General features: G+C 41.0%; 13 protein-coding genes and 1 riboswitch. Of the genes, 1 reads left to right on the top strand and 12 read right to left on the bottom strand.

Annotated elements, in window-relative coordinates; genetic code table 11:
• Positions 1–176: 176 nt before the first annotated feature.
• The 5 genes from HMPREF2885_RS02425 to HMPREF2885_RS02405 form a co-directional block, all read right to left on the bottom strand.
• Positions 177–845, bottom strand: coding sequence for a TenA family protein (locus HMPREF2885_RS02425; protein WP_070656961.1), 669 nt, complete (start codon positions 843–845; stop codon positions 177–179).
• A 217-nt stretch (positions 846–1062) separates the two neighbouring features.
• Positions 1063–1151, bottom strand: a riboswitch (TPP riboswitch).
• A gap of 148 nt (positions 1152–1299) precedes the next feature.
• Positions 1300–2436 (bottom strand): L-lactate oxidase, encoded by a 1137-nt coding sequence (gene lctO / locus HMPREF2885_RS02420; RefSeq protein ID WP_000120716.1) that lies wholly within the window; start codon positions 2434–2436, stop codon positions 1300–1302.
• Positions 2437–2596: 160 nt separating this feature from the next.
• Positions 2597–2902 carry a hypothetical protein gene (locus HMPREF2885_RS10130; RefSeq protein ID WP_165442212.1) on the bottom strand — a complete coding sequence of 102 codons (306 nt, stop codon included), beginning with the start codon at positions 2900–2902 and terminating at the stop codon, positions 2597–2599.
• A 20-nt stretch (positions 2903–2922) separates the two neighbouring features.
• Positions 2923–3237, bottom strand: a complete 315-nt coding sequence (locus HMPREF2885_RS02410; protein WP_002877595.1) for a hypothetical protein — start codon at positions 3235–3237, stop codon at positions 2923–2925.
• Positions 3238–3409: 172 nt separating this feature from the next.
• Positions 3410–3970: a TetR/AcrR family transcriptional regulator gene (locus tag HMPREF2885_RS02405; RefSeq protein ID WP_000111605.1), complete on the bottom strand. Its 561-nt coding sequence runs from the start codon at positions 3968–3970 to the stop codon at positions 3410–3412.
• A gap of 253 nt (positions 3971–4223) precedes the next feature.
• Between HMPREF2885_RS02405 and HMPREF2885_RS02400 the strand changes: the two genes are divergently transcribed.
• On the top strand, positions 4224–4847 hold the full coding sequence (locus HMPREF2885_RS02400; RefSeq protein WP_000483067.1) for a cysteine hydrolase family protein: 624 nt from the start codon (positions 4224–4226) through the stop codon (positions 4845–4847).
• 50 nt (positions 4848–4897) lie between these two features.
• Here the strand turns inward: HMPREF2885_RS02400 and pyrE are convergent, their stop codons facing one another.
• The 7 genes from pyrE to typA all read right to left on the bottom strand — a co-directional run bounded on the left by pyrE (position 4898) and on the right by typA (position 12311).
• Complete coding sequence (pyrE, locus tag HMPREF2885_RS02395) at positions 4898–5530, bottom strand: orotate phosphoribosyltransferase (RefSeq protein WP_000170887.1); 633 nt, start codon at positions 5528–5530, stop codon at positions 4898–4900.
• Between the two features lie 38 nt (positions 5531–5568).
• Positions 5569–6264, bottom strand: a complete 696-nt coding sequence (pyrF, locus tag HMPREF2885_RS02390) for an orotidine-5'-phosphate decarboxylase (RefSeq protein ID WP_070656960.1) — start codon at positions 6262–6264, stop codon at positions 5569–5571.
• Between the two features lie 228 nt (positions 6265–6492).
• Complete coding sequence (locus HMPREF2885_RS02385; protein WP_070656959.1) at positions 6493–7656, bottom strand: cell division protein FtsQ/DivIB; 1164 nt, start codon at positions 7654–7656, stop codon at positions 6493–6495.
• Positions 7657–7665: 9 nt separating this feature from the next.
• The gene (locus tag HMPREF2885_RS02380) at positions 7666–8724 is read right to left on the bottom strand and encodes a UDP-N-acetylglucosamine--N-acetylmuramyl-(pentapeptide) pyrophosphoryl-undecaprenol N-acetylglucosamine transferase (protein WP_000724804.1); all 1059 of its coding nucleotides are present in this window, start codon (positions 8722–8724) and stop codon (positions 7666–7668) included.
• Position 8725: 1 nt separating this feature from the next.
• Positions 8726–10078 carry a UDP-N-acetylmuramoyl-L-alanine--D-glutamate ligase gene (murD, locus tag HMPREF2885_RS02375; RefSeq protein ID WP_000863064.1) on the bottom strand — a complete coding sequence of 451 codons (1353 nt, stop codon included), beginning with the start codon at positions 10076–10078 and terminating at the stop codon, positions 8726–8728.
• Between the two features lie 117 nt (positions 10079–10195).
• Positions 10196–10450 (bottom strand): DUF3165 family protein, encoded by a 255-nt coding sequence (locus HMPREF2885_RS02370; RefSeq protein ID WP_000639708.1) that lies wholly within the window; start codon positions 10448–10450, stop codon positions 10196–10198.
• A 19-nt stretch (positions 10451–10469) separates the two neighbouring features.
• Positions 10470–12311, bottom strand: a complete 1842-nt coding sequence (gene typA / locus HMPREF2885_RS02365) for a translational GTPase TypA (RefSeq protein ID WP_000164119.1) — start codon at positions 12309–12311, stop codon at positions 10470–10472.
• Positions 12312–12397 lie beyond the last annotated feature (86 nt).

Genomic DNA, 12397 nt, shown 5'->3' with positions numbered 1-12397 from the left:
TGTATCAGGTTCAATGGGTATCATCTCAGCCTAAAGCACCCCAAATGTCTTTATTATTTAATTACTGGATCAGTATAACAGAATTTGAAAGCCCTAGCAAGATATTTGACCGGAAAATATATTTATATAGTTTGTTTGTTCATTCTTTTAATCTACATCAAAGGATTGCATCTGTCCTATAATTCATAACCGATATCAAAAAAGGTTAATTCTAAAGCAACTGCTTGATTCCAGCGTTTCTGAAGTTCTGTCAAATCTTCTCGGTTTTTCCCGACACGATTAAGTTCATCAACTAGAAATTGAACCCACTCTGCAAAGAAAGGACCTCTATGTAGATTGATCCATTCCGAATGAATATAGGCTTCAGGTAGTGCCAAATCTTTAGAACCCCAGTCTAAATAGAGACCTTCTGCAATGACCAGCATGACCAAAAGATGAGCATAGTCTGATGAAGCCACAGCAGAATACATTAGATCCTGAAACGCTTTTGTTACAGGGTGCAAGTTCACTTCTAGATAGTCATGCTCTGCTACCTTTAACTCTTTGAAAGCCTTTTGGAAATAACCATCTTCATCTGCTTCAAGAAAGCCCAGTTTCTTGGCAAAACGAAGTTTGGATTCAAGCTGGTCTGCATGAGCTACACAGGCACCCAGCATGGATAAGAAGGCATCAAAGAAGTGATAATCTTGAATCAGGTAGTCTTTTAAGACCTTATTCTCAATTGTCCCCGCAAAAAGTTCCTTAACAAAACGATGATTGATTGCAGCCTGCCAATCCTTCTGACTACTTTTTAATAATTCTCCAACGGTCAAACCTGGCTGAAATGCATAGTCTTGTGTTTCCATATTTATTTTTCCTTTCTTTACTCCTTAGTAATCAATAAAATATCAAGAGATACCAAGCAAAATCGTAATTCCACTTGATACTTTTAAAGAACATCGAGGGCATTTGCAGAGAGCTACCTAAACAAGCCTATCCAGTTTGTATAAACAAAAAAACTCCAATTACAATCAAGAATTAGAGTTGACTTACAAGATTAGACAGTTCTTTTCGACATACGAAAAAAACCTTTTCACATTTCCCTTCGCCAGTATTAACTGTATCAGGTTCAATGGGTATCATCTCAGCCTAAGGCACCCCAAATGTCTTTATTATTTTATTACTGGACCAGTATAACAGAAAATGAAAGTCCTAGCAAGATATTTGACTGGAAAATATATTTATATAGTTTCTAATAACGATTTAATCTTTCTATACACGAAGAAAAACCTCCACATAAGGTGGAGGCCGTCTTCTTTATCAATACAATTTTAAGTCACGAGGGTCAACTGGGAAGGTTGGATTGTATGGGTTGTGACGGAGTTTGAAGTGTTTGACATCCTCAATAGTCTGAGTTCCAGATAACTGCATGACTGTCTTCAATTCTGCATTCAAGTGCTCAAAGACTTGACGCACACCAACACTACCACCGAGAGCCAAACCATAGATCACAGGGCGACCAATGGCTACCAAGTCTGCTCCTGAAGCCAAGGCTTTAAAGACGTGTTGACCGCGACGAACACCAGAGTCAAAGACAATTGGCACACGTTTATCAACTGCTTCTGCTACTTCTTGAAGTGAGTCAAAGGCAGCTGGCCCACCGTCAATTTGGCGGCCACCGTGGTTGGTTACCCAGATACCTGAAGCTCCCGCAGCAAGCGAACGTTCAACGTCCTCACGGCATTGTGGTCCCTTGACATAGACAGGAAGACCAGAATATTCAGCGATAAATTCGACATCGCGTGGAGACAAGCGTTGTTTAGCTGACTTGTAAACAAAGTCCATTGATTTTCCAGCACCTTCTGGCAGATATTCTTCAACAATTGGCATACCAACTGGGAAGACAAAACCATTGCGCTTATCGACCTCACGATTCCCCCCTACAGTTGCATCTGCCGTCAAGACAATCGCTTTGTAGCCTTCAGCCTTCACACGGTCCATGATATGGCGATTAATCCCGTCATCCTTACTAAAGTAAAATTGGAACCAATGAGGTGTCCCTTGAAGAGCTTCCGTAATTTCTGGAAGGTCAACGGTAGAGTAAGAGCTGGTTGTATAAAGAGAACCAAATTCATGCACACCACGCGCAGTAGCTACTTCCCCCTGCTCATTTGCCAATTTATGAGCCGCAACAGGTGCCATAATAATTGGTGAAGATAATTTTTCACCTGCAAATTCAATCTCTGTACTTGGATTTTCAACATCACAAAGCGTATGAGGAACGATGAGTTTGTGGTTAAAGGCACGGATGTTCTCGCGTAAAGTGAAAGTATCCTCTGCTCCACTAGCGATATAACCAAAGGCAGCTTTAGGAATGACTTGTTGCGCCATTGGCTCCAAATCATAGGTATTGATGAAATCTACATGACCTTCTGCATTGCTTGTTTTGTATGACATAAAATGTCCTCCTTGATAAGTAAGCGTTTACTTTGTATATTACAAAAAATATTCTAACTCTTTTTTCAAAATTTTTCAAATATTTTGTTTGGAAATTTCATACTTTCAATCATTTTACAGCGATAATTAAAAATGATGAACTTTCTTAAGTTATGGAAATTCAAATAATCTTTTCATTTTCTAATACTTTATCATCAAATTGTTCAGCTAGTATAGTTGCTGAGTGATAAAGTTCCTTTGCTTTATTTTTATCATTTTCAAAATAAAGATAGCACTTAGCTTCAAATACTGAAATTCCAGGTTTATAGACTTGCAACGTTGTTACTGATAAAATTTCATTCATCTTTTTTACTAGAGATATCATATGTTTATAGTCATTATGAACAACATAAACAACCGCTATGGCACAAAGAACTGATAGTAGCTCTACATTATACATTTCATCACTAACTAATTGCTGTTTCAACAACTTAATCCGAAAATCATCTAATGCTCTCTTCTATAAATCAAGTCTTGACATTGCATAGCAAAATAATCAATTAATAGTAAATCATTGAATGTGTAAACTTGCTTTAGTGTTACTTGCTTAAAATAATCATCAAAAATATCTTCAGCGAAACTACCTGTCCCTGTTCTTATCAAGTCTAATATTCTTTCAATCAAGTCTAGACTCAGCAACTCTTCCTTAGGAAGAGCTAGTTCTTTATTTTCAAGAAAAGTATCTATCGGAACTTCTAATCGCTTAGATAAATATTGTAACTTAGTAATTGTTGGCAAGGATTGCCCAAGCTCAGTACGCATCAGCTGTTTGATTATTAAGTCAGCTTCTGTCCACAGACCTCTTCTCTCGTCAATTTGTGACGTTCACGTTTCTGTCTTACTCTATGACCAATTTCAGTTTTAATATCTGTTGTCATTCTTACCTCTAACCACAATCCATAAATTAACATACTTTTAATTCTTCGGCTAAAAATTAACAATAATTCTTTTTCAAATCCGTCATATTATTTTCCAAAACTTGGATGTCTTGGCTGACTTTGAGAATGACAATGCTGCCTTGAATACTGGAGATGACTTGACGGGCCTGCAACTGCGCCCGCTCTTCTGACCAGTCAGCATGCAGGTCTTGCAAGAGGCTGGCTAACTTCTCTGTCCACTGGGTCATAAAATCATTGAGAGGACAGCGGAAGTTCTCATCTTCTGTGGACAATTCCACAATCAGATTACCAATTGGGCAACCATAAAAGACTGTCTGACTTTCATGAAATTGACAAACCCAGTCAATCATATCCGAAAACTTGTCACTGTAAGACTTGTCTGCTTCAAAAATATCTTCAAAAAGCTCTTTTCGCCACTTTGCTAAAATATCTTGAATGACCGTCAAACCAATTTCCTTCTTAGATTTGAAATAATAATAAAGCTGCCCCTTGCCAACATCAGCCACCTCCATGATGTCACTGATGGAGGTGGCATCATAACCCTTCTGATAAATCAATTCCTCAGCACTTTGTAAAATACGCTCTTTAACGCTCATCTGCTCACCTCTCTTTTTTACTATTATAGCATATTCAGAGTCTGGGACCAAACCATTGAAATCACCTCCTTTTGCCACTGTTTTATCATTAAAATTTTTGTTCTGAGCAAATTGATTTACAAATTCAATTCTAGATGTTATTATAATTGTACCGAACGGTCAGTATGTAACTAAAACTACCATTTGGAAAATCATCAAACTAACAGTCTAAATTCCTATTGGCTGTTAATCAAATCATATTAGGAGGAACCTCATGTTCAATCAGAAAAATGTCGCATTTGTTATCACAGACCCGCAAGTTGAATTCTTAAAATCTACTGGTAAAGGATTCGGAGCAACTAAAGATGTTCTTGAAAAAGTTAATACTATTGAAAATCTGACAAAGCTTTTCGCTCTTGCTAAAGAGCGTGGCTACAAGCGTTTTATCTCACCGCACTACTTCTATCCACACGATCACAAGTGGCAATTTAAAGCTGCTGGTGAAACGATGATGATTGAAAACGAAATGTTTTGGCGTGATAGCCAGTATTCAGCAATTCCAGAAGGCTCTGGAGCAGATATGATTGAAGAGATTAAACCATTTTTGGATGAAGATACTATTGTTGTCAACGGACATAAAATCTTTGGCCCAGAAAGCAACGACCTTAACCTTCAACTCCGCAAAAATGGTATCGACACCGTCATCTTGGCTGGTATGAATGCTAATCTCTGCGTGGATTCACACATGCGTGAACTCATAGAATTAGGCTACAATGTCATTGTTGTTAACGATGCTGTCGGTGCTCCAGGTGAAGAAGCCTACCAAGCTGCACTAACAAACTACGGCTACATTGCCAACCAAGTTTTGACAACTGAGGAAGTTATCGCTCAACTTTAGTATTAAAAACAAAATCAGGTAATCCTAGTGACTACCTGATTTTCTATGTTTTAGGCATTTTGCCAATTTTCTTGGTCTTCTTTAAAGCGTTTTAGGAGGTCGAGTCCTTCTGGCGTAATGTAACCTTCTTCTTGGGCTAGGTGGATGAGTTCGCTGTAGTTAGAAAGTGTCACCAATTTCACATCAGCATCCGCAAAATTCTTATCGGCTTTCGGCAATTGATAACTGAAAATCGCTACAACTCCAAGCACATCGGCTCCTTCGCGTTTAGCAGCTGCTACGGCTTCAAGAACAGACCCTCCCGTTGAAATGAGGTCTTCAACAACAACCATCTTTTGCCCCTGAGCCACACGACCTTCGATTTGGTTACCAGCTCCGTGGTCTTTTGGTTTGCTGCGGATGTAGGCAAAAGGCAAGTTCATCTTGTCGGCGATGATAGCTCCGTGTGGAATCCCTGCTGTCGCTGTTCCTGCAATCACTTCTACTTCTGGAAATTCTGCTTTAATAGCTTCCACAAAACCATTTTCAATCAAGCTACGAGTTTCTGGATAGGCAAGCGTCACACGGTTGTCAGTATAAATCGGCGATTTGATACCAGATGCCCAAGTGAAAGGCTCTTCTGGTTTAAGGTAAACTGCCTGAATTTTCAAGAGGTGGCTAGCGATATCTTTAGCAAGTGTCATATTATTCTCCTTTTGTTTTATAATCTATTTCTTTCATTTCAGTCTTGGTTCCATTCACCCTTGATGGCATGATAAGCTGCAACAGGATCCTCAGCTTGGGTAATGGGACGTCCTACTACGATATAGTCACTACCGATTTGATAAGCATCCGCTGGCGTCATGACGCGTTTTTGGTCTCCTACCGCAGCTCCCGCCGGACGAATTCCCGGTGTCAAACAGATAAAATCTGGATTGGTCGCCTGCTTGATGAGTTGCACTTCCTGAGCTGAGCAAACCACACCATCTAAACCAGCTTCAGCTGTCTTCTTGGCATAGTGAATCACAGACTCTTGCAGAGTGGTTTGGATATTTTGAAAGTCCTGCATCTGGCTTTCCGACGTTGAGGTAAGCTGGGTCACAGCAATCAATTTTGCTTCTTTTCCAAGACCTTCACGCGCAGCCTTCATCATCTCCACACCACCAGCAGCATGAACGTTGGTCATGTCCACACCAAGCTGAGATAAGACTTTCATAGCAGATTTGACTGTATTGGGAATATCATGTAGCTTGAGGTCCAAAAAGACACTATGCCCTAGTGACTTCAAATAACGGACAACTTCTGGACCTTCCGCATAATAAAGCTCCATTCCCACTTTTAAATAAAGACTTTCTTCTGCTGGGAAAAGAGATAAAAATTCCTTGACCGCCTCAAAACTAGGAAAATCAAGAGCAATAACTGGACGATGTTCACGCATACCTTTCTCCTTTTACCTTTGTAAGCTAGAGAGCATGAAAAAAGGAACCTGCCAACAGCAAGGTTCCACGAAAAATGGGTAGTCTCCACCCTTTCACCGTCTAACCTTAGCTGCCTCTCTGGACTGCTTTAAAGGTTTTTTTCTATTCTATTATTTATAGTAGGACTTGTCAAGCAAAAACTCGAAACTGGACTTCTATACCATTCAAAATCAAGAGAAAAAGTTAGTTTAACGACTCTGTGATTGCTGGCTCGTTTGGCTTTGATTTCCTTGTTCTTCTTGTTTTTTCTTTTCTTCTTCCTGTTTTTTCTTCTCAGCTTCCTTGGCCTCTTGTTTGGCTTTTTCCTCAGCCTCTTCTATCAATTTATCCGCTATAGTATAACTGTATACTCCAGCTTCCATATCGACTACACTTGGTTCAGACAATTGTGGCTTGATTTTGCTGTAATAAGGCAATTTCTTGCTCAATTCTGACAAGGGAACCAAAACCTCATCTGTATCCAGCATAGTAATTTTTAAAAGATCTGCTGTTGCCTTGCTTGGCGCTAATTCGATTTTCTGGATTTGACTCTTGATATCCTCACTGATGGTAGACAATCCTGTTATCAGCTTTTTCACCTGCTGCTCATCGTTAAAGGTAACTGTCAGATAAGTCTCAGGCAAGTTTAAGCGATCAACAGGAGTTGACTCTACTGTACCACTAGACAGAATAGGATAATGTTCTTCACCAGACACATAATAACCGACAATATCGAATTCCTTGACCTCAATCGTAAAGTTAGTCGGAAATTGATAGTTAATCTTCGCTGATTCTATCCAATGATTGGACTTGATTCGCTCAGCGTATGTTTCCTTATCCAACAATAGAGCTAAAGTATAGTCGCTATCTTGAATCCCAGAAGCCTGTTTGATGTCATCTGCCTGCGTGTTACTATTTCCCTTAACCTCGATATTTTTGATGGTCGAAAGTGGAGTCAATAGATAGACTGAAAGAAGAAGGACCAGGACACTGGGTACCAAGATACTCACAGCTCGCCAAATATGAACAGGCGCAATTTTAGGCTTGGCTGGTTTCTCTGGTTTTTTGGGTTTTTCTTTTTTCTTCTTCTCTTTTTCCTCTTTGACTTTAGGGGCATCCTTTTGAGATTTTTCTTCTTTTTCGGATGGTTCATTGCTTGGACTTGAGGCTTCCTCATCTAACTCACTCGATGATTTCTTGGATTCCTCCAGTAGTTTCGAGTTGGCCTCCTTACGAGCTTGTTTTTCCTTTTCCTTCTCTTCAGCTAGGGCAGCTTCTTCCTCAGCCTTCTTCTTCAGGTATTCCTGGTTTCGTTTCTGCCATTCAGACAATTCTTGCTTGGGGTTTGATTCTTTTTTCTTATCCTTTGACATTGATATTCCTTATGCTAGGTCTTTTCTTAATAGATCGTAAAAATCTGCAAGAGATTTCAATTCAGTCGAAGCCTTCATGCTAGCTTGGTATTGATCTTTGTGACTAAGCAAGTGACTGAGTTTCTCCTCCAAACTTTCCAAGGTCAAGTCACTTTCTTGAAGTTCTTCTGCATAGCCTTTCTTAACAAAATAGGCTGCATTTTCAATCTGGTCTCCTCGACTTGCTTCACGACCCAATGGTACGATGAGATGGAGTTTTGCCATGGCCAAGAGTTCGAAAATCGTATTGGCACCGCCACGCGTCACCACCACATCTGCCATCTCCATCAAGGGTTGATAGAGATCCGTCACATAATCAACACGAAAGAGATTTTGACTCAACTCATTGAGGCTAGAATCTCCAGTGAGATTGATAATATTGTAGCGCTCTGTCAGTTCTTGCTTATGATCAGTCACCAATTGGTTAAATACACGAGCTCCTGCAGAACCACCAACAAACAATACCGTTGGCAATTTAGGATTAAAGTGGGTTTGGATATTCACCAATTCGTCTGGTTCTGGCGCCTCTTGGCCTGTTACCTTGGTCACTGCTCCCACATGCTCAACTTTTGCAAGACTAACAGGCTGCTCAAAGGTTGAGTACATCTTAGTTGCGAATTTATAGGCAATTTTATTGGCCAAGCCCATAGACAGGTCCGATTCGTGAATAAAGACAGGCACTCCTGACACTCGCGCTGCGATAACCGGCGGTACAGAGACAAATCCTCCTTTTGAAAAAAGAGCCTGTGGACGCAGTCGTAACATGATAAAGAGGGATTGGACAATTCCCCAACCAACTTTAAACACGTCCAGCATATTTTGCCAAGAGAAATAACGACGCAACTTCCCAGTCGCAATGGAGTGAAAGGTCACATTCAAGCCTGACTTGAGAATTTCTTGGTGTTCGATTCCGTGTTTATCCCCGATATAGTGGACTTCCCAGCCGTCTTCGATGAACTTAGGCATTAACAAAAGGTTGAGGGTGACGTGTCCAACCGTCCCCCCACCTGTAAAGACAATTTTTTTCATATTATTCCTTTAACTCCGCTACTGTGTTGATAAAGAGGTCGCCACGTACTTCAAAGTTAGCATACATATCCCAGCTAGCATTGGCAGGACTGAGGAGAACCACATCTCCTTGAGTCGCGAGCTCATAAGCCTTGCGGGTCGCATCAGCAATATCTGTCGCATCTACATAAGCCACACCAGCCTTATCCGCTGCCAGTTTGACACGTTCTGCAGATTGACCGAGGATAACCATCTTCTTGAGCCCAGTAATATCTGGCACCAATTCGTCAAACTCATTGCCGCGGTCCAAACCACCTGCGATTAAGATAACCTTACTATTGTCAAATCCTGACAAGGCTTTTTGAGTAGCCAAGATATTGGTTGACTTGCTATCGTTATAGAATTTGACACCCTGAATTTCATCCACAAATTGGAGACGGTGTTTGACACCTCCAAAGGCTGATAGAGTTTCCTTGATGGTTTGATTGTCCACGCCACGGAGCTTGGCTACAGCAATAGTCGCAAGGGCATTTTCTACATTGTGGCTACCTGGAACACCGATTTCACTAGCTGCCATGACCACTTCGCCACGGAAATAGAGTTGACCATCTGCAAGATAGGCTCCATCAACCTTTTTAAGTGTTGAAAATGGAACAACAGTGGCTTGTGTTTTAGTAGCCAATTCTTTTGCCAAGTCTTGGTTAAAGTTCAATACAAGGAAATCATCCGCTGTCATCTTGTTCTGGATATTCCACTTAGCTGCCACATACTCTTCAAAAGAACCATGATAGTCGATATGAGTTGGCATGAGGTTGGTAATAACCGCAATCTCAGGATGGAATTCTTGGACACCCATCAGTTGGAAAGAAGAAAGTTCCATGACGAGCGTGTCCTTGGCTGTTGCAGTTTGAGCCACTTGACTAGCAGGATAGCCGATGTTCCCTGACAAGAGACCGCGTTGACCAGCAGCAGTCAAAACTTCCCCAATCATCGTCGTTGTAGTGGTTTTCCCATTTGAACCAGTGATACCGATAATTGGTGCTTCCGAAATCAAATAAGCCAATTCCACCTCAGTCAAGACTGGAATCCCCTTTGCCAATGCCTTTTCAATCATGGGATTGCTATACGGGATACCTGGATTTTTCACCATCAGAGCGAAATCTTCATCCAAGAGCTCCAAAGGATGCCCACCAGTGACAACCTTGATTCCATCTTCCAGTAGGCTTTGTGCAGCTGGATTTTCCTCAAAAGGCTTGCCGTCATTTACTGTCACAATAGCTCCTAGCTTGTCCAACAAACGGGCCGCAGACTCACCAGACTTAGCCAAACCTAAAACAAGAACTTTCTTATTTTTAAATTGATCGATTACTTTCATGTCTCAAACTCCATTTCTACTCCTACTATTTTACCATTTTTATGGAAATAATACTAAACGAAAATGCTCTAGCCTTCATTCTAGCATAGAAAAAGAGAGCCATAGCTCTCTTTCTATTTATCTTCTTCTGCTCTTTTTTACAGACATGAGCGTAATGTCTCTCAAGCTAAAGTAGGCTAGGGCCAGCATGGCGATTGTGACAAAGAATTCTGTCGGTAATTGGAAGATTTGCAAGATGGACAACATCAGCAAAATCAAGAGTGCAACAACTACAAAGACCAAGATAACGATGTTGACTGTTCCTTTAATACTTTGAGGTGTCGCAAATACATAGAGTAGTAATAAGAGTATCCCTATGATTAAATAGATCATCTTTATCTCTTTCTAGCTCTTATTCAGCTGATTTTTTCTTCTTGTTGGCTTTCTCACGCTCTGCCTTGTTAAGGATTTGTTTACGCAAACGGATAGACTCAGGCGTTACTTCCATGTACTCATCGTCATTCAAGAACTCAAGAGACTCTTCAAGTGTCAAGATACGTGGTGTCTTGATAACAGCTGTTTGGTCCTTGGTTGCAGAACGAACGTTGGTCATTTGTTTGGCCTTAGTGATGTTAACTGTCAAGTCGTTCTCACGAGAGTTTTCACCGATGATCATTCCTTCGTAAACCTCAGTACCTGGGTTGACAAAGATGGTTCCACGTTCTTCGATAGACATGATTGAATAGGTTGTTGCCTTACCAGCATCGATGGAAACAAGGGCACCACGATGACGTCCCCCAATTTCACCTGGAATCAATGGCAAGTATTGGTCAAAGGTATGGTTCATGATACCGTAACCACGAGTCATTGACAAGAACTCAGTTGAGTATCCAATCAAACCACGCGCTGGAACAAGGAAGACCAAACGAGTTTGACCATTACCGGTTGAAATCATATCCAACATTTCACCCTTACGTTCAGAAAGGCTTTGGATAACAGAACCTTGGTATTCTTCTGGAGTATCGATTTGAACACGTTCAAATGGCTCACATTTAACACCGTCGATTTCTTTTACGATAACTTCTGGACGAGATACTTGAAGCTCATAACCCTCACGACGCATGGTTTCGATCAGGATTGACAAGTGCAATTCTCCACGTCCTGAAACAGTCCATTTATCTGGTGAGTCCGTTGGGTCAACACGAAGGGAAACGTCTGTTTGCAATTCTGCTTGCAAGCGTTCTTCCACCTTACGAGAAGTCACCCATTTACCTTCTTTACCAGCAAATGGTGAGTTGTTGACCAAGAAGGTCATTTGAAGAGTTGGCTCATCGATGTGTAGGATTGGAAGAGGCTCAACTGCATCTGTCGGTGTAATCGTCTCACCAACAAAGATATCTTCCATACCTGAAACGGCAATCAAGTCACCTGCTTTTGCTTCTTGGATTTCACGACGTTCCAAACCAAAGAAACCAAAGAGTTTTGTAACACGGAAGTTCTTCGTTGTACCATCTAGTTTAGAAAGGGTAACTTGGTCCCCAACTTTCACACTACCACGGAAGACACGACCGATACCGATACGACCTACGAAGTCATTGTAGTCCAAAAGTGACACTTGGAACTGCAAAGGCTCATCTGAGTTGTCTACTGGAGCTGGGATATGATCGATAATGGTGTCAAAGATTGGCGCCATTGTTTTTTCTTGATCAGCTGGATCATCTGACAAGGAAGATGTTCCGTTAATCGCTGAAGCATAAACAACTGGGAAATCAAGCTGGTCATCATCTGCACCAAGCTCGATGAAGAGTTCCAAGACTTCGTCCACTACTTCTGCTGGACGAGCTGAAGGTTTGTCGATTTTGTTGACAACCACGATTGGAACAAGGTCTTGTTCCAAGGCTTTTTTCAATACGAAACGAGTCTGTGGCATGGTTCCTTCGTAGGCATCTACGACCAAGACAACACCGTCAACCATTTTCATGATACGCTCAACTTCTCCACCGAAGTCCGCGTGTCCTGGTGTGTCCATGATATTGATACGAGTTCCATTGTAAGCAACGGCTGTATTCTTAGCAAGGATGGTAATTCCACGCTCTTTTTCGATATCGTTTGAGTCCATAGCACGCTCTGCCAATTCAGTACGTGCATCAAGAGTTTCAGATTGTTTCAATAATTCGTCAACGAGGGTTGTTTTACCGTGGTCAACGTGGGCGATAATCGCAATGTTACGGATATCTTCTCTTAATTTTGTCATGATTTCCTCTAATATTTTAAATTTTTATTTCTAACTGAACAATTATACCACAGTCTCATTCAAAAATCACAGTTCAGCTAAGTGTA

It is taken from the genome of Streptococcus sp. HMSC062H02 (genome assembly GCF_001813005.1).
Lineage (GTDB): Bacteria > Bacillota > Bacilli > Lactobacillales > Streptococcaceae > Streptococcus > Streptococcus oralis_S.
Note: the sequence above shows the minus strand (reverse complement) of the source record. Positions and strands in the feature narration are given on the sequence as shown.